Origin of the sequence: Amycolatopsis sp. cmx-4-54 (assembly GCF_046548895.1) — a bacterium.
GTDB lineage: Bacteria > Actinomycetota > Actinomycetes > Mycobacteriales > Pseudonocardiaceae > Amycolatopsis.
Genome location: NZ_JAEBEJ010000002.1, coordinates 201,125 through 219,030 on the forward strand (window position 1 = coordinate 201,125; position 17,906 = coordinate 219,030).

Here is a 17,906-nt window from a genome sequence, read left to right on the forward strand (position 1 = left end):
GAGTGTGTTCGATGGGGCTTCGTGACCCAGGTGGTTCCTGACGGACACGGCCTAGCCCGCTCCGGCCCTTGTCCGCGCTGTGACCCGGCCCTCCCGCACCTCCAGGATCACGTCCGCGTCGTCGGCTTCGGCGGCGTTGTGCGTGACGTGGACGACGGTCTTCCCGGCGAGTGCCTCGCCGAGCCGTGCGCGGACGGTGCGCGCGGTCGGTTCGTCGAGGTGGGCGGTGGGCTCGTCGAGCAGCACGAGATCGGCCCGCGCGGCACCGAGCACGGCCCGCGCCAACGCGACCCGTTGCGCCTGCCCGCCCGACAGCCCGGCGCCGGCGCTGTCGAGCATCGTCGTGAGCTCGACGTCCTCGAGAACGGCTTGGTACAAGGCCTTCCGCAGGTCGGCCTCGGACGCCGCCGGCTGAGCGAGACGCAGGTTCTCGGCGACCGTGGTCGACACGAGCATCGGCTCCTGCGGCGCCCAGGCGACGTTCTCGGGGGCGGCGACGTCACCCTTGCTCGGCTTGAGGAAGCCGAGCAGGGCCGCTACGAGCGTCGACTTCCCGGCGCCGCTCGGGCCGACGACGGCGATGTGCGTACCGGGTGCGATGTCGAGGTCGACGCCGGTGAGGACCGGGCGCTCGGTACCGGGCCAGCCGAGGTCGGCGTTCCGGATCCGCACCCCGCCGGTGCTATGAAAGGCCCCTTCATTGCGAATTTTGCGATGAAGGACGCCTTCATTGCACGCGGCGAGGCGCAGACGGGCCTGGCGCAGGGTGTCCCAGTGCTGCGCGGCGGGCGGAAGAAGGGAGAGGACCTCCGCCAGCGCGAGCGGCACCAGGGCGACCACGGGCGCGAGTACCGGGCTCAGCGCGCCGGCGGCGACGGCGCTCACGGCGAACCCGGTGCTCACGACAGTGGCGGCTCCTGTCGCCAGGATGATCAGGGCGTCGGCCGCTCCGGCGCCGAAGGCCTGTCGCCGGGCTTCGGCGGTCAGTGCGGCGTCAGTGGTGGCGATTCGGCGACGTCGCTCTTTGTCGACCCCGTACGCGATCAGCTCGGCGGCGGCTTCGAACAGGCTCAGCACCTGTGCCGACACCGAACGCCGTCCGGCGGCCAGCGCGCTGGTGGCGCGGCGTTCCGCCCGGAGCGCGAGCAGCGGCGCGAACGCGCTGACCAGCACGGCCGCGGCCAGCGCGAGTCCGGCTTCGGGCAGCACGACGGCCTGGACCGCGACGGCGCCGACGGCCACCAGAGCGACCACGACCAGCGGGGTGATCACACGCGGGAGCAGATCGCGCACGGTGTCGGTGTCGCTGACGAGCCGCCGCTGTTCCTCACCGGCCCGAAGCGCGCGTGCCGGCCCGAGCCGCACCAGCGACTCCCACAGCCGGACGCGCAGGCTCCCGGCGATCCGGAACGCGGCGTCGTGCGTGACCAGCCGTTCGAGGTAACGCAGCCCCGCGCGGCCGAGGCCGAACGTCCGCACGCCGACGATCAGCACCGTCAGCGTCAGGATCGGCGGCTGTTGCGACGCCCTGGCGATCAGCCAGCCCGAAAGCGCGGTCAACGCGACCCCGGCGAGCAACGCGGCGGCACCCAGCAGCGCGCCGCCGAAGAACCTGGGGTGCAGCAGGTCGCGCCAGGGCAGTGGCTTGACTGTCTGTCCGTCTTCAGTGGTTCCGGAGTCGGCTGTCGCCATGGTCGACATGTCGACACTGGGGGTGCGCTCGTGTGCGGCGATGATCGCGGCGGCGCCGTTGTCGACCGCCTCGCGGACCGCGGTCATGACGAGTGCGGCGTTGGCCTCGTCGAGGTGGGCGGTGGGTTCGTCGAGCAGGAGCAGCCACGCGCCCGACCGGACGCGCGTCAGCGCCCGCGCCACCGCGACACGCTGCCGTTGTCCCTGTGACAGCTTCGAAATCGGCCGCTCGGCAAGTCCGGCGAGCCCGAGTTCGCCGAGGACGTCTTCGCCACCAACCTCCTCGCGGACGGTGCCTCCGCCGAACACCGGCGACTGCGGCACCCAGGCGACGTTCTCGCGCCACCGCTCCAGATCGGCGTCGGCGAGGTCGGTACCGCCGACCATGATCGTCCCGTCGTGGGCCTGCACGAAGCCGAGCAGGGCGGCGAGCGTCGTCGATTTGCCGCCGCCGCTCGGCGCGCGCAACCAAGTGATCTCACCCGGCCGGACGCTGAACGTCTCCCCGTCGGGCGCGAATCCTCCCCGCCTGGCGACGCGCAGTCCGCGGACGTCGATCTCGCCCTTGACGGGAGCCTCGGAACCGTTGGACGGCAAGGGTTCCGCCAGAACGTCCGCGACGCGGCGCACGGCCTCGACGCCGTCTTCGCTGGCGTGGAACGCGGCGCCGACCGCACGCAACGGCTGGTAGCACTCCGGCACGAGGATCAGCACGCCGAGCCCGATGGCCAGCGGCAGTTCGCCGGAGACCAGGCGGACGCCGATGACGACCGCGACCAGCGCGACCGAAAGCGTCGCGATCAGTTCCAGCGCGAACGCCGACGCGAACGCGACCTTCAACGTCTTGAGCGTCGTGCGGCGATGACGTTCGGAGATCTTCCGGACCGTCTCGGCCTGCGCTTCGGCGCGGCGGAAGGCGCTGAGGATCGGCAGCGCGCGGACGAGTTCCAGGAGATGCCCGGCCAGTCGTTGTTCGGCGTCGGCGGCCTCGGCGACCCGCTCGGCGGTGTGCTTGCCGATCAGGATCGCGAACAGCGGGACCAATGGCACGGTGATCACGACGAGCACGGCCGACGGCCAGTCGGCGAACAGGATCGCGACACCGGCGGCGAGTGGCACGATCGCGGCGGTCACCAGTGCCGGCAGGTACTGGGTGAAGTAGGCGTCGAGCGCGTCGAGTCCCTTGGTGGTCAACGACGTCAGCTCGCCGTGACCGCGGCGCGCGATCCACTCCGGGCCGAGTTTCAAGGCGTGGTCGAGAGCTTTGGCGCGCAGCTCCTCCTTCGCGCGGGCGGCGGCGCGAACGGAAACGATCCGCACCGCCCAGCCGGTCAACGCGCGCCCTGCGACGAGCGCGAGCAGCACGGCCAGCTGGGCGGTGCGGTCCCCCGGTGCTCCGCGGACGACCGCGGAGAGGACGTCGGCCAGCAGGAACGCCTGTCCCACCAGCAAGACCGCGTTGACGAAGGAGAGGATTCCACTGAGGATCAACGCCCGGCGCGCCGCACTCGAAAGTGGAGCCAGCGCGCCGAGCGGACCCTTCCCCGGTCGCGCTGAGTCCATTGTGGACTCCGTGGCGGAAAGGGTGTCGCGGCCGGGAAGTTCGGTCATGGTGCGTGCACCGGCGGGATGTGCCGGGTGCCGATGCGCTTGCGGAACACCCAGTACGTCCACCCCTGGTAGATCAGGACGGCGGGCGCGCCGAACAGCGCGACCCAGGTCATCACGGTCAGGGTGTACGGGCTCGACGCCTCGCCCGCGATCGTCAACGTGTTCGCCGGGTCCACAGTGGACGGCAGGACGTTCGGGTACAGGGCGGCGAAGATCGCGACGGCGGAAGCCGCGATGACCCCGCCGAGCGCGGCGAACGCCTGCCCTTCGCGGCCCGCGCGGATCCTGAACCACGCGACGACCGCGGCGATGACCGCGACGCCGATGAGGAACAGCGTCCACAGGTCGCCGGAACGCAACTGCACGACGACGAGGAACGCGAGCAACGGCAGCAGCGCGACCGGGAGCAGACGGGTGGCCAGGTTCCGCGCGCGGTGGCGGAGGTCGCCTTCGGTCTTGAGCGCGAGGAACGCGGCGCCGTGGACCAGCGAGAACCCGACGACCGCGATCGCGCCGAGCAGGGTTTCCAGGCTGAGCGCGGCGAACGGGCCGCCGACCCGATCGCCGTCGGCGTCGAGCGGGAGGCCGAGGACGGTGGTCGCGAGGAGGAGACCGACGCCGAACGGCGGAACCCACGAGCCGATCCCGATGACGCGGTCCCAGTTGCGGCGCCAGCGATCGGAGTCGACCTTGCCGCGGTATTCGAACGCGACGCCGCGGCCGATGAGGGCGAGCAGGACCAGCAGGAGCGGGAGATACGCGGCCGAGAACAGAGACGCGTACCAGCCGGGGAACGCGGCGAACATCGCGCCGCCGGCGACGATCAGCCAGACCTCGTTGCCGTCCCAGACCGGGCCGATCGTGTTGACCATGACGCGGCGCTCGGTGTTGTCCTTCGCGAGGACCGGCATGAGCATGCCGACACCGAAGTCGAAGCCTTCGAGGAAGAGGTAGCCGAGCCAGAACAGGGCGATGACGCAGAACCAGATCGTTTCGAGGGTCATCGGATGCTCACTTTCCTGGGCTCCCTGGGGTTTCTGGGGTGACGGGCGCTTTCGCCGCTTGCGACGCGGTGGAGGGCTCCTTCTGCCCGCTGCCCGGTCATCTCGCCGGTCGCCTCGCCGGCCACCTCGCCCGTCGCCTCGCCGTCCCGAGCGTTGCGAAAGCCACTTTCGCAACCTTGAGCGTTGCGAAAGTGGCTTTCGCAACCCGCCCCTACCACTCGAGACCGCCCGCCGATCCCCCTCAGACCCCGGTCGCCCTGAGTTATCCACAACCGCTCAAGTTGTCCACAGATCGGCTGTGGGTAACCCGCCTGAGCGATACCCCCGATACGCTGGGTGCGGGGCCGTCCCCCGGGAAGGGCGGGGGGCTGGGTAGGTGAGGTAAAGAGGCGATCAGTAGGCGAAGGCCAGCGCGTCGTCATCGCCGTCACCGCCTTTCGAGTCGCTGTTTTCGCTGGTCGAGGCCGGTTTCTTGGGTGGCATGACGGCGTCCACGCCGCCGCGGACGTACTTCCGCATCAGGAAGACCTCGACCACGCCGAGCACCGCGTAGACGGTCGTCAGGGCGATCAGCGACGTCCAGACCTCGCCTGTGGACAACTTCGAGACCGCCTGCGCGGTGAACATCCACACCCCGTCGACACCGGTCGGGTTCGGCACCACCACGAACGGCTGACGGCCCATCTCGGTGAAGATCCAGCCGGCGCTGTTGCCGATGAACGGGGTCGCGATGCCGCCGAGCACGAGCCACGGGAACCACCGCTGCCCGGGGATCCGCCCACGACGGGTCAGCCACAGCGCGAGCACCCCGATCCCGGCCGAAATCGCGCCGAAGCCGATCATCGCGCGGAAACCCCAGTAGGTCACCGGCAGGTTGGGCACGTAGTCGATCGGCTTGCCCGCGAGCAAACCGAGCTGCGGGTCGTCCGGGTAGTTCGTGCCGTACTTCGCCTGGTATTCGGTCACCAGGTTCTCCACGCCCTTGACCTCGGTCGAGAAGTCGTTGTGCGCCAAGAACGAGAGCAGCGCAGGCACGTTGAACGTCTTGACGTCCTCGCAGTTCGCGTTCCGTACGTCGCCGATCGCGATGATCGAGAAGCTCGCCGGTTTCTCCGTGTGGCACAACGCTTCCGCCGACGCCATCTTCATCGGCTGTTGCTCGAACATCAGCTTGCCCTGCAGGTCGCCGGTGATCGCCAGCACCGCGAACGCCACCACACCGGTCCAGCCGCCGAGACGCAACGACGAACGCCACACCGCGCGGTGCTCGTCGTCCTCCGAACGCTTGCGCCACAACTGCCAGCCCGCGACACCGACCAGGAACGCCGCCGCCACCGAGAAGGCGCCCGCGAGCGTGTGCGGGATCGCGGCCAGCGCGGTGTTGTTCGTCAGCACCGCCCAGATCGAGTTCATCGTCGGCTTCCCGTCGACGAACTCGACCCCGACCGGATGCTGCATCCACGAGTTCGCCGCGAGGATGAAGTACGCGGACGCCACGGTCGCCAACGAGTACGCCCACGCACACGCCAGGTGGACCTTCTTCGGCAGTTTGTCCCAGCCGAAGATCCACAGCCCCAGGAAGGTCGACTCGACGAAGAACGCGACGAGCCCCTCCATCGCCAGCGGCGCCCCGAACACGTCACCGACGAACCGCGAGTACGCGCTCCAGTTCATTCCGAACTGGAACTCCTGCACGATCCCGGTGACCACGCCCATCGCGAAGTTGACCAGCAGGAGTTTCCCCCAGAACTTGGTCATCTTCAGGTACCGCTGATCACCCGTCCGGACCCACGCCGTCTGCATCCCGGCGACCAGGACGGAAAGCCCGATGGTCAGCGGGACCATCAGGAAGTGGTAGACGGTGGTGATGCCGAACTGCCATCGAGCGAGATCGAGAACTTCCACGCCTCAAGCCTGCTCAACGCCCGTTGAGCCCGCCAGTCCGAGTGGTCCCGATCTCGCCGGGACGTAGGTCCCGCGCCCAGGTCAGCCGAGGGCGGCGAGTGTGAGTCGCGCCTCGTCGGCGACCTGCCGCCGCACGCCCGTGTCCCCCAGTGTCAGCACGTGTTCCAGCGCCGACGCGTACGCCGTGTCGAATGCAGCCTCGACGCCGACGGCGATGTCGGGCTGGACGCCGATGCCTTCCCAGTTGGTCCCCGTGACCGGGTTCACGGCCCGCCCGCCCGGAACGGTGACATCCAGATGAGTGTCCACTTTGTACTGTCGCCGCGGGTTCGCCCCGCCGCCGGTGACCGCGCCGACCGTCTTCGCCCGCCCCAGCTGCTGCAATGAGTAGCTCAGATCCTCGGCACCGGAGAACGTCGTCGGCCCGGTCAGCACCCACACCGGCTTGTCCGCGCCGAATTTGCGGCCCGGTACGTACGGCAGCGTCCAGAACTGGTTGGTCACGTCGCCGTCGCGCAGGTAAATACTGTTGAAATGCGTGGGCTCGTCGACCAGGTAGCTGATCAGCAGTGCGACCGCCGCCGGATCCCCGCCCCGGTTCTCCCGGACGTCGATGATCAGCGCGTCGGTGGTCGCGAGCAGCGTCATCGCCGCGGCCAGCGCCTCGCCGGCGATGTCCGGCCCGTAGAAGAGCTTCGTCTCCAGGTAGCCGACGTTCCCGGCCAGCCGTCGCGCCGACGCGATGCCGTGGCAGTTCACTTCCGCCTCGCGCCGGAACTGCTCGGGATCGAACGACTCCCCGTCCACCTCGGGCAGCGGGTCGACGTGATGCCGTAGCCGCAGGTGCTTGTCCCCGTTGACCGACTGCAGGTCCTCGGTGACCGCGATGGCGAACGCTTGATCGTCGAGCCCCGCGTACGCGCCGTCACTCAGCCGCGCCAGCAGCAACACCGTCAGCTTCTCGGCGACGTCGGGGAACACGTAGTGCTCCTTCAGCCGTCTGCACACGTCTTCGATGCGCGCTCTCTCGTCCATGTGCCCGGACGCTACCAGCGGAGCCTGAAAAAAGAATTCGGTTTACCGAAAACTCAATTCCGCCGCACCACGGAACACAATTTCGCCCGCACATGCCGTCTGATTCGGAAAAGCCATCAGCTTGCCTTTCTCTGAATCCGCCCTTTATCGTTGCAGTGAAAGGGGTGAAGAACCATCATGTCTAGCTCGATGCTGGCGCTGATCAGCGCGTTCGGCCTGGTACTCGCCGTGGAGCTGCCGGACAAGACCCTCGTCGCCACCCTGGTTCTCACCACTCGTTTCCGTGCGTGGCCGGTATTCGCCGGAGTCACCGCCGCATTCGCCGTGCAATCCGCGATCGCCGCCACCTTCGGCAGTGTGCTCACTTTGCTGCCGGAGACACTGGTGACCGTGATCGTCGCCGCGATGTTCGGAATCGGCGCGTTCATGCTCCTTCGTGAAGGGTTCAGGCCGGGCAAGGACGGCGGAGAGGACGCGTCGCGTTCCGGGCCGAGCCCCGCCACCTTCTTTCGCTCCGCGCTGACGTCGTTCGGTGTGCTGTTCGCCGCCGAATGGGGCGACGCCTCCCAGCTCGCGACGGCCAGCCTCACGGCCCGTTTCGGTAACCCGTTCGCGGTCGCGCTCGGCTCCTTCGTCGCGCTTGTCGCCGTCGCCGGGCTCGCCGTCTTCATCGGCGCGAAGGTCCGCAGCCGGATCCGGCCCAAGCTCATCCAGCGCGTGGCGGGTTTCGTCTTCGCCGGGTTCTCGCTGTTCGCGCTGGCCCAGCTGGTGTTCTGAGGCGCACGGGGTTTTCACAGGTTCGCCGGGTAACCTTTCGGGAACGAAAAGGTGAACACCCGCCCCGACGTGCCTGGAGAAACCGGTCGTGACCTCGCCCAAGATCCTCGCCGTTTCCCCCGTGCACGGCAGGCTCGCGATCTTCGGCATGGCCGTCGCGGTCGCCATCTCGATCGACCTGCACCTGCGGCTCTCCAGCCAGGTCAGCCCGATTTGGCAGACCCTGTCCGAGTACGTCTACGGCTACCTTTCGCCCGGTTCGACGGCGGCGCCGCTGTTCGGCGCGATGTGCCTGGCGCTGGGGTTCGGTTCGCTCGCGCTGCTCGGCGGGATCGCGAAAGCGCACCGCCGCGGCTACGAGTCCGTTCTCGTTCTCCTCGGTGTGTGGTGCGCCGGGCTGTTCGTCCTCGCGCTCGTCCCCGTCGACCCCGAGGGCCAGACCCGTTCATTGGCCGGGCAGATCCACAACTACGCCGCGCTGGCGGCCTTCCTCGCGCTTCCCGGCGCCGCTTGGGTGCTGACCCGCCCCGGCCGCGCGCTGTGCCCGTGGGAGCCGCGCCGCACGACGATCCGGCGGCTTTCCGTGGCCAGTTTCGCCGCGGTGGTGATCGTGCTCGGCGGATTCGTCTGGACGATGCTGACCGGCCCGTCGCATCAGGAGGTCACGCTCGGCCTGTTCGAGCGGCTGCTGTTCGCGGTCGACCTCACGCTGCTGGCGACCATGATCCGCCCGCTGCTCAGCCACCGCTGAGAGCCTGTTGGCGGAGCCGAGATGTATCGCCAAAAGCAGCGAACGAGTGAACCCGCTGCCGACTCGATCGCGGGTTCACCAACAGACTGAGCGCTACTCGGGCTGCTTCAGCACCTCGGCCAGCCGGACGGCGGCCGCCACGACCGCCGGGCCCACCACGGACGCGTCCAGCGGCTCGAGGGACACCACACCCACGCTGGCCTTCAAACCCGGCACCCCGCGTACGGGCGCGGCGACGCCCGACGCGCCTGCCTCCAGTTCACCGGACGAGGTGACCCAGCCCTCGCCGCCGGGACGCAGTGTGATCGCCTTGCCCGCGGCGCCGGCGGACAGCGGATGCCTGGTGCCGACGCGGTAGGCGACGTGGAAGCTCGTCCAGGACGGTTCGACGACCGCGACGGCCTGCGCCTGGTCCCCCTGCGCGACCGACAGATGCGCCGTCGCGCCGACCTTCTCCGCCAGCTCACGCAAGACCGGCCTCGCGGCCTCGCGCAGCTGCGGGAGGACCTGTCCGGCGAGCCGGAGCAGGCCGACACCTAGCCGCACCTTGTTGCCGTCGCGCCACACCAGGCCGCGCTCGGACAGCGGGACGAGCAGCCGGTAGACGGCGGCCCGGCTCGCGCCGATGGCGACCGCGAGCTCCGAGATCGTCGCCGCCTCGCCGCCGGCGTCCGCGACCGCTTGGAGCAACGCGAGCCCGCGGTCCAAGGTCAGCGACCCTTCACGAGTCAAGGCCGACCCGCCCGAAGCTCAGGCGACCGAGGCTGAAGCGACCAAAGATCTTTTGATCTTTTGAAGTCGCGCCTTTTGGCCAAAGGCCCCGCTATCGCGATGACAGGGCGCCCTCCAAGAACACGCGACCTTCTCTGGTCACGAGCGTCCTGGCAGCGCGATAGCGGCAGCGCGATCATCAGAGCAGCCCGAGTTCCCCGAGGTCGGCGACCGGCTCGTCGAACGAGGCCGCCGCGTACGAGGCGAAGAGCCCGCGAACGGCCTTCGCCGCCTCGTCCGACAGCCCTTTGGCCTCGGCGGCCAGCGCGGCGCCGTCGGTCGATTCGAGGGCGGCGCGCACGTCGCCACCCGAAAGGCACCGTGCGGAGGCCACGATCAGGTTCAGGAACCCGTGGTGGGTGAAACCGCTCGACTCCTCGGTGTGCCGGACGGCACGGTGCAGGCTGTTCGTCGCCTTGAACGACGCCCCGGACGAGCCGCTGACCACCGCGAGGAAGTCGGCGACCTCGTCGACGCTGGGGAAGTTCTCGCCCGCTTTGCCGCCGCAGCGGATCTTGGGCCAGCTGCCGTGCTCGATCACCTTCCGCACGCCGTCCAGCCAGCCGACGCCGCGCCGCGGCTCGACCACGCGGATGACGTCCTCGGGCACGAACTCGGAGACGCGCTCCAGCCAGACCTCGTCGACGTCCGACGGCGCCGGCATCTCCACCATGCGCAGGCTGAGGATCTCGCTGCGCGACTCGACGATCGAAATCGCCTTCGGGACCCCGCCGAGGCCGGTGTCGATGATGAGCGACAGCGGCAGGGGTTCCTTGGGTTTGATCTTGATGAGTTCCGTGATGAGCTCGGGCAGCCGCGACGCCTGGCACAGGAACACACCGAGGACGCCGGAGTGCTCACCGGCCCTCGACGCGAAGTGCGCTCGCAGCGCTTCGGGCATGGACGCCTCGCCGGGCGGGAACAACGCCGAGTCGTCGACGAGCCGCGCGAACAGGGGAGGGATTCCTCGGGGGCCGGGTGGCGTGAGTTCCACAGCGCTTGACACGACTGACACGCTAGTAGCGTACGACATCAGGACAAAATCGTTCGCACAGCGGACACGCTCCGGGGAGATTCCGATGCCTTACTACCGGCAGGTAGGCGAGATCCCGCACAAGCGCCACACGGCGTTTCGCAAGCCCGACGGAGGCCTGTACGCCGAGGAACTGATGGGTGTCGAGGGCTTTTCGGCGGACTCGGCGCTGCTGTATCACCGGGGGCTGCCCACCGCGATCGTCGACGCCGTCGCGATCGAGGACGAGCGTGGCCCCATCACCCCGAACCACCCGCTCAAGCCCCGCGCCTTCAAGACCCACGACCTCAAGTTCGGCGACGCCGACGCGGTCACCGACCGGCGGCGGCTGTTCGGCAACGCCGACGTCACCATCGGTTTCGTCCACGCCACCCAGCCGTCGCCGCTGTACCGCAACGCCGCGGGTGACGAGCTGTTCTACGTCCAGGGCGGCGGCGCGACCGTCGAGACGATCTACGGCGCGCTGGAGGTCGGTGACGGCGACTACCTCGTCATCCCGACGTCGTGCACCTATCGGGTGCTCCCGCACGGCGACGACGGGGTCAAGCTGCTGACCATCGAGGCGCGCGGCCACATCGGCCCGCCGAAGCGGTACCTGTCGGCGAAGGGGCAGTTCCTGGAGCACTCGCCGTACTGCGAACGCGACATCCGTGGCCCGTCCGAGCCGCTGGTCGTCGATGGCACCGACGTCGAGGTCCTCGTGCGGCACCGCGCCGGGCTGACGCGTTACACCTACGCGACCCACCCGTTCGACGTCGTCGGCTGGGACGGCTGCCTGTACCCGTGGGCGTTCAACATCGACGACTTCGAGCCGATCACCGGACGCGTGCACCAGCCGCCGCCCGTGCACCAGACGTTCGAGGGCCCGAACTTCGTGGTCTGCTCGTTCTGCCCGCGCAAGGTCGACTACCACCCCGAGTCGATCCCGGTGCCGTACAACCACGCGAACGTCGACTCGGACGAGCTGATGTTCTACGTCCGCGGGAACTACGAGGCGCGCAAGGGCTCCGGCATCGAGGTCGGCTCGCTTTCGCTGCACCCGTCCGGCTTCACCCACGGGCCGCAGCCCGGGGCGGCGGAGGCGTCGATCGGGGCGCAGTTCTTCGACGAGACCGCGGTCATGGTGGACACCTTCGCGCCGCTGGACCTCGGCGAGGCGGCCGACGCGTCGGAGGACCCCGGCTACGCGTGGACCTGGTCCGGCCGCGGCCCGGGCGCTTAACGGCATGCGTTCAGTCCTCTGAATGCGGTATTCGAAGACCGGCGCGCGCGGGTGCCCACGCATTCAGAGGACTGAATGCGAGGCGGTGGCGGGATAAGTACCGCCACCGCCGCAACGGTTCGGCAACGCCGAGCCTGGCAAGGCGAAACCTCCGGATAATCGGTGTTTCTCACCGGGAGGTTCTCCATGGTCGTGAATCCAGGGCAGTCCCGCGGCGGCCGCAAGGTCCTGGCGTTCGTGGCCGCCGCGGTGGTCGCGATCGGGTTGATCATCGGTTTGCGCGCGCTCACGAGCGATTCCGGTGAGGAAGCCGCGGAAGCGAAGTGCACGACGGGCGACGCCGTCAAGCTGCAGGTGTCGTCCTCGCCGGAGAAGGCGGGCGTGGTCGCCGAGATCGCCAAGGGTTACAGCGGCCGCACGGTGGCCGGACGCTGCGTGGACGTGCTCGTGCAGTCGAAATCGTCCGGTACGGCGATGCAGGCGCTGGCCCGCGGCTGGAACGAGGCGGTGGACGGTCCGCGTCCGGACGTCTGGACGCCCGCCGCGTCCGGCTGGATGAACCTGTTGCGCCAGAACCTCACCGGCTCCGACCACCCCGCGCTGGTACCCGAGGGCGACCCGGAATCGGTCGCGAACGCGCCGCTGGTCGTCGCGATGCCGAAACCGATGGCCGAGGCGCTCGGCTGGCCGGGCAAGGGCATCGGCTGGAAGGATCTCGCCGCGCTGGCCACGGATCCGCAGGGCTGGGCGAAGTACGGCCATCCGGAGTGGGGGAAGTTCCGGCTGGGCAAGACGAACCCGAACATCTCGACCTCCGGCCTCAACGCCACCATCGGCGCCTACTACGCGGCGACGGGCACCTCTTCGGACCTCACCGCGAACGCGCTCGCGAAGCCGGAGGCGCGGACGTTCGTGCAGAACGTCGAGCAGGCCATCGTCCACTACGGCGACAACACGCTGACGTTTCTGACGAACCTGCAGAAGGCCGACGACCGCGGCGCCGCGATGTCGTACATCTCGGCGGTGACGGTCGAGGAGAACTCGCTCGTCGGCTACAACCAGGGCAATCCCACCAACGACCCGGCGAAACGCGGTCAGCACGCGCCGCCGAAGGTGCCGCTCGTCGGGATCTACCCGAGCGACGGCACGCTCAACTCCGATCACCCGTTCACCGTGCTGAACTGGGCCGACGACCTCCACAAGCAGATCGCGGCGGACTTCCTCGCGCATCTGCGCGGCGCCGAGGCGCAGCAGAAGTTCAGCGACATCGGTTTCCGCACGTTCGACGGCAAACCCGGCTCGCAGACCACGAAGGAGAACGGCGCCGAGCCGGATTCGAAGCTCAACCTCATCCGCCCGCCGAGCCCGCCGGTGCTGACCGAGGTGCTGAAGTCGTGGAAGGACCTGCGGAAGAAGGCGAACGTGCTGCTGGTCGTCGACGTCTCCGGGTCGATGGGTGACGGTGTCGGCGGGACCGGGAAGAACAAGATGGATCTCGCGAAGCAGGCGGCCGTGGCGTCGTTGCCGCAGTTCAGCGACGCGGACAAGGTCGGGCTGTGGATGTTCTCGACGAAACTCGACGGCGACAAGGACTTCGTGGAGCTGCGGCCGGTGTCGCCGATCGGCGGTGAGCCGGGCAGACAGGAACTTGCGGCACGGCTGAACGGGCTGACGCCGCAGAACGGGACGGGGCTCTACGACTCGTCGCTCGCGGCCTACGAATTTATGAAGCAGCGGCTCGATCCGAACGCGATCAACGCCGTCGTCGTGCTCACCGACGGCCGGAACGAGGATCCGGGCGGGATCGACCTGCCGAACCTCGTCGGGCAGCTGCGGACCGAGGGCGGCGGCGAAGCGGTGCGGATGTTCACGATCGCCTACGGCTCCGACGCGGACCTGAACGTGCTTAAAGAGATCGCCGAGACCACCCAGGGGGTCGGGTACGACTCGTCCAAACCGGACTCGATCGACCAGGTCTTCACCGCCGTTATTTCGAATTTCTGAGATCCTCGGTCATGCGTTTCGCCCGTGAACTAGCCGAACCGTGGGGACTGCTCCTCGCGGCGACGTCGGCGGGTGCGGCCTGGGCCGTGCAGCTGCCGGTGCTCGCCGCGCTCGGTGTCGGCGTGACGGTGCTGGCCGCCCGCGCCGGGGTCGCCGCCGCCACGCGGCCGAAACCCCTGTCGGAGCCCGAAGAACGGCCACTCCCCGACGTCGAGTCCGGTTCCCCGGAAGCGGATTGGCTGCGGCGCGCGGAAGCCGCGGCCGATGGTTTCCGGTCGATCTCCGCTTCGCTCGACACCGGACCGCTCGCCGATCGGGTGGCCGACATGGAACCGGTGGTGCGGGAAACCGTCGACACCCTCCGGCGACTGGCCGCCCGCACGTCCGCCACCGGGAAGGCGCTGGCGCGTGTGGACCTCGGCGCCGTGTCGGCGGAGAAAGCCCGGCTGCGAAAGGACCTCAAGACCGCCGACGACGACATCCGCGGCGACCTGACCCAGTCGCTCGAAGCCGTGCAAGCACAGGAAGACGTGCACGCGCGGCTTACGAGTGCGCAACGGAAACTGCTGGCACAGCTGCGATCCGGCGCGCTCGGGCTCGACGGCCTGGTCGCCAGGGCGGCCGAATTGTCGGCCGCCACCGGCGATTCGCTGCTCGACACGACGACCATCGGCGAGCTGAGCGAACAACTGGAAGGGATCCGGCGAGGTGTCGTGGAGACCGAGGAGGCGACGAGACGCTCCCTCGGCTGACGTCACCGGCCGAAGCGGACCGGTCCGAAGACCGCGTGACCGGGCACTCCGGCCTTCACCGTCTTCCCTGCCGCGGGCACGCCGAGCACCCACAGCCGTCCGGTCGCGGCGATGTTCGCGGCCAGCGACTGATCCGAACCACCGGCGGTGACGGTGACCTCGCGGCCGTCGGGCAGGACCGTCCGGCCCTTCACGGTGACCATGCCGAAGAAGCTGATCGACGCCGGCCCGGACACGACGGCGAGTTCGGTCCATCGCGGTTCGGGCAGCTTCCTGAGCAGCACCACGACGACTATCGCGAGCCCGAGGGCGCCTACCGCGAAGCCGTAGCCGAAAAACCACGTGGTCTTCACCAGAGCGCTGTCCCGCCGCGGATAGTCCGCCGACGTCCAGAAGCCGAACGCGCTCGCGACGAGCAGCATCACGACACTGAGGAAGTAGTACGCCGAAAGCAATCGCCGCTGCTTCGCGAGCATCCGGCCAGGCGACACCGGTTCGAAGGCGAACGGGACCGAGCCCTTCACCGGGGCGTCGCGGATCGCGCCACGGCGCGGGACGACGACACCGGGCAGCATGACGAACGGGCCGAGCACCCAGAGCCGTCGCTGGGCCGCGAGTTGCGCCCGGAGCGGGGCGGGGAACCGCACGACGAGCCACCGCCCGTCCAGGGGAACGCTCACCCGCGAACCGGCGACGACGGCGCCGTCCAGCCCGCTCACCAGGCGGAACGGTTTGCCGGTGAGTTTCCGCATCGAGGAGGATCCGGCAAGGGCGAAGTAGCCGAAGTAGAGCGAAGACGGTGTCATGAACACCAGCAGGGTTAGGGGCACGGCGATCCCGTGTCCCCCGGAGACCGCGAGCACGACGCCCAGCGCCACGAGCAGGCCGGTCGCGATGGCCATCGTCCCGGCGGTGACGGTGTTGCGGTCGAGCAGGGGCACCAGGACCGGCATGTTCTTCGCCGGAATCCCTTCGGGTGGTTCGAGCACCCGGATTCTGTGGGCTTCCACCTGGTCAACCTATACGCGAGCGGCGAGACGTGATCCACGCTACTTCCACTCGGCGGCCAGATCAGGTTAGGCTCACCTAACTAGGAGGTGAGCCGTGACCACACCGACGTCCATCCGCCGCCCGCCGGCGCCGAACCCCGCCGAACGCGCGAAGACGATCGCCACCCGCAACGGGCCGGCGACGCTGATGCCGACCGCGGAGCAGCGTGACCAGCCAGGACAGTGCGGCCGTGTCATCCCCGAGCTGCACCACGTGCATACGAGCGGCAGCGTCAGCATCCTGCTACCGGATGAGCACCACCTGGTGAAACGCGCGCACGAGGCCCAGCGCGGCGAGCTCGCGGTGATGGTCGAACTGACCGACCAGGCGCCGGTCGACCTGCGGGAACCCATCCGCGGGCTCCTGTGGATCACGGGCTGGCTCCGCCCGCTCTCCGAGGTTTCGGCACGGGCCCGCGCGGTCTCCATCGCCGAGACCCGGCCGGACGAGCGGCTGCTGGACGTCGGGCACGGCCTGACCCTGCTGCGGCTGACCCCGGCGTCGCTTGTGCTCGCCGACGCCGAGGGCACGCATTCGCTGCGGCCGCACATGTTCAGCGCCGCGCCGCCGGATCCGTTCCACGACTACGAGGCCGCGTGGCTGCGGCATCTGGAGACCGACCACGCCGACGTCGTCCAGCAGCTCGCCAAGCACGTGCCCGCCGAACTGCGCGGCGGATGGATCCGGCCGCTCGGGCTGGACCGCTACGGGCTGCGGCTGCGGGTCGAGGCCGACTCCGGCGACCACGACGTCCGGCTCGCGTTCTCGCGTCCGGTCGAAGGGCCGCAGCAGCTGAGCGGCGAGATCCGCCGTCTCGTCGGCTGCCCGTATTTCCCGCAGGGTTAGACGGTGTCCGGTAGGTCTGTCCGCGGTCTTCGCGCCCACGCGGCCCCTGACGGCACGGACGGCTCAGCCGAGTACAACCCGGTACGAGGCCGAACCGCCCGCACCGCCAGGAACCACCTGGATCACGAAGGCCCCTCGAACAGACCTACCGGACACCGCCTAGGCCAGCTCAGCCGGGAAACCGCCCTTGGCGATCGGGCCCCACGATTCGATGGTGACGCGGATGATGCTCTTGCCCTGCTTCACCATCGCTTCGCGGTACTCGTCCCAGTCGGGGTGCTCGCCCGAGATCGCGCGGAAGTAGTCGACCAGCGGCTCGACCGAGTCGGGCAGGTCGAGTACCTCGGCGGTGCCGTTCAGCTGGACCCACTGGTCGTTCCACTCGTCGGAAAGGACACAGGCGGACACCTTCGGCTCGCGTCGCACGTTGACGACCTTCGCCCGCTTCGGGTACGTGGAGATGACCAGCCGGCCTTCGGCGTCGACACCGCAGGTCACCGGGGAAAGCTGGGGGCCGCCGTCGGCCTTCGTGGTCATCAGGATGGCGCGGTGACGGGTGGACAGGAAGTCGACGAGCGCGGCACGGTCGACGGTTTCGTTGGTCGCGATGCTCCTTGGCATGACTCGACGGTAACGTGCGGCCGATGAGCTGGCTGCGTCCCGAACGCCCGGCGCTGCCGGAATTCGTGGAAGACCCGGCGCGCCGCCGCGCGATCGTCATCGAACTGGTCGTCGTCTTCGGCATCACCCTCGGCCTCTCCGGGCTGCGCAGCTTGCTGTCCCTTGTGGACTCGCTGCTCCAGCCGGTGCCGCTGGCGCAGCAACAGGCCCAGCTGAACGTTCCCCAGGCGACCCTGAGCCTCGTCGACCTGCTCAAGCAGCTCCTGAGCGCCGGTCAACTGGTCGGCTGGGGCGCGCTCGGGCTGTACCTGCTGTGGCGCGGCGGGATGAAACTCGCGCAGATCGGCCTCGACAAACAGCGCCCGGGCCGCGACGTCGTCCACGGATTGCTGCTCGCCGCCGTGATCGGGATTCCGGGGCTGGGCCTATACTTCCTCTCCTACGGCCTCGGGTTCAGCCTGTCGGTGCAACCGTCCACTTTGGGCGAGACGTGGTGGCGTCCGATCACGCTGACGTTGTCGGCCTTCGGGAACGCGTTCGCCGAAGAAGTGCTCGTCGTCGCGTACCTGCTGACCAGGCTGCGGCAGCTCGGCTGGCGTGAGAACACCTCGCTGGTCGCGTCTTCGGTGCTTCGCGGGTCGTATCACCTGTATCAGGGTTTCGGCGGTTTCGTCGGCAATGTCGTGATGGGCCTGGTGTTCGGCAGGCTGTGGCAGAGGACGAACCGGCTGTGGCCGCTGATCGCCGCGCACACCGCGCTGGATTTCGTTTCCTTCGTCGGATACGCGCTGCTCAAAGGGCGAGTTTCCTGGCTTCCCTAGCTAGTGTGAAC

At 69.0% G+C, this 17,906-nt stretch carries 15 protein-coding genes; 7 read left to right on the plus strand and 8 right to left on the minus strand.

The genetic code is table 11. The features are described 5' to 3' along the window. Positions 1-51: 51 nt before the first annotated feature. The 4 genes from cydD to ACLJQ7_RS06185 form a co-directional block, all read right to left on the minus strand. A complete protein-coding gene (cydD, locus tag ACLJQ7_RS06170) occupies positions 52-3,303 on the minus strand; it encodes a thiol reductant ABC exporter subunit CydD (protein ID WP_410647177.1) in 3,252 nt (1,083 codons plus the stop codon). Continuing rightward, positions 3,300-4,307, minus strand: a complete 1,008-nt coding sequence (gene cydB, locus ACLJQ7_RS06175) for a cytochrome d ubiquinol oxidase subunit II (RefSeq protein ID WP_410647178.1) — start codon at positions 4,305-4,307, stop codon at positions 3,300-3,302. Before cydB ends, cydD begins: the two co-directional genes overlap by 4 nt. A 393-nt stretch (positions 4,308-4,700) precedes the next feature. Next, positions 4,701-6,212: a cytochrome ubiquinol oxidase subunit I gene (locus ACLJQ7_RS06180; RefSeq protein WP_410647179.1), complete on the minus strand. Its 1,512-nt coding sequence runs from the start codon at positions 6,210-6,212 to the stop codon at positions 4,701-4,703. 81 nt (positions 6,213-6,293) lie between these two features. Next, positions 6,294-7,247, minus strand: a complete 954-nt coding sequence (locus ACLJQ7_RS06185; protein ID WP_410647180.1) for a S41 family peptidase — start codon at positions 7,245-7,247, stop codon at positions 6,294-6,296. A gap of 189 nt (positions 7,248-7,436) precedes the next feature. On the opposite strand from ACLJQ7_RS06185, the gene ACLJQ7_RS06190 reads away from it, so the two are divergent. Beyond that, positions 7,437-8,024: a TMEM165/GDT1 family protein gene (locus ACLJQ7_RS06190; protein ID WP_410647846.1), complete on the plus strand. Its 588-nt coding sequence runs from the start codon at positions 7,437-7,439 to the stop codon at positions 8,022-8,024. Between the two features lie 88 nt (positions 8,025-8,112). Next, positions 8,113-8,775 (plus strand): DUF998 domain-containing protein, encoded by a 663-nt coding sequence (locus tag ACLJQ7_RS06195; RefSeq protein WP_410647181.1) that lies wholly within the window; start codon positions 8,113-8,115, stop codon positions 8,773-8,775. A gap of 93 nt (positions 8,776-8,868) precedes the next feature. Here the strand turns inward: ACLJQ7_RS06195 and ACLJQ7_RS06200 are convergent, their stop codons facing one another. Next, positions 8,869-9,507: an IclR family transcriptional regulator gene (locus ACLJQ7_RS06200; RefSeq protein ID WP_378434738.1), complete on the minus strand. Its 639-nt coding sequence runs from the start codon at positions 9,505-9,507 to the stop codon at positions 8,869-8,871. A gap of 178 nt (positions 9,508-9,685) precedes the next feature. Further along, complete coding sequence (locus ACLJQ7_RS06205) at positions 9,686-10,540, minus strand: hypothetical protein (RefSeq protein WP_410647847.1); 855 nt, start codon at positions 10,538-10,540, stop codon at positions 9,686-9,688. Between the two features lie 85 nt (positions 10,541-10,625). Here ACLJQ7_RS06205 and ACLJQ7_RS06210 point away from each other — a divergent pair, with 85 nt between their 5' ends. The 3 genes from ACLJQ7_RS06210 to ACLJQ7_RS06220 all read left to right on the plus strand — a co-directional run bounded on the left by ACLJQ7_RS06210 (position 10,626) and on the right by ACLJQ7_RS06220 (position 14,557). Further along, positions 10,626-11,801: a homogentisate 1,2-dioxygenase gene (locus tag ACLJQ7_RS06210; protein ID WP_410647182.1), complete on the plus strand. Its 1,176-nt coding sequence runs from the start codon at positions 10,626-10,628 to the stop codon at positions 11,799-11,801. 186 nt (positions 11,802-11,987) lie between these two features. Further along, positions 11,988-13,805, plus strand: coding sequence for a substrate-binding and VWA domain-containing protein (locus ACLJQ7_RS06215; RefSeq protein WP_410647183.1), 1,818 nt, complete (start codon positions 11,988-11,990; stop codon positions 13,803-13,805). Between the two features lie 11 nt (positions 13,806-13,816). Then, a complete protein-coding gene (locus tag ACLJQ7_RS06220; RefSeq protein WP_410647184.1) occupies positions 13,817-14,557 on the plus strand; it encodes a hypothetical protein in 741 nt (246 codons plus the stop codon). 2 nt (positions 14,558-14,559) lie between these two features. Here ACLJQ7_RS06220 and ACLJQ7_RS06225 read toward each other — a convergent pair whose 3' ends face one another. Beyond that, complete coding sequence (locus ACLJQ7_RS06225) at positions 14,560-15,567, minus strand: hypothetical protein (protein ID WP_410647185.1); 1,008 nt, start codon at positions 15,565-15,567, stop codon at positions 14,560-14,562. A gap of 94 nt (positions 15,568-15,661) precedes the next feature. On the opposite strand from ACLJQ7_RS06225, the gene ACLJQ7_RS06230 reads away from it, so the two are divergent. Further along, a complete protein-coding gene (locus tag ACLJQ7_RS06230) occupies positions 15,662-16,453 on the plus strand; it encodes a DUF2470 domain-containing protein (RefSeq protein ID WP_410647186.1) in 792 nt (263 codons plus the stop codon). Between the two features lie 159 nt (positions 16,454-16,612). On the opposite strand, the gene ACLJQ7_RS06235 is transcribed toward ACLJQ7_RS06230, so the two are convergent. Then, positions 16,613-17,074, minus strand: a complete 462-nt coding sequence (locus tag ACLJQ7_RS06235; RefSeq protein ID WP_410647187.1) for a PPOX class F420-dependent oxidoreductase — start codon at positions 17,072-17,074, stop codon at positions 16,613-16,615. A 23-nt stretch (positions 17,075-17,097) separates the two neighbouring features. On the opposite strand from ACLJQ7_RS06235, the gene ACLJQ7_RS06240 reads away from it, so the two are divergent. Next, a complete protein-coding gene (locus ACLJQ7_RS06240) occupies positions 17,098-17,895 on the plus strand; it encodes a CPBP family intramembrane glutamic endopeptidase (RefSeq protein WP_410647188.1) in 798 nt (265 codons plus the stop codon). The last annotated feature ends 11 nt before the right edge of the window (positions 17,896-17,906 follow it).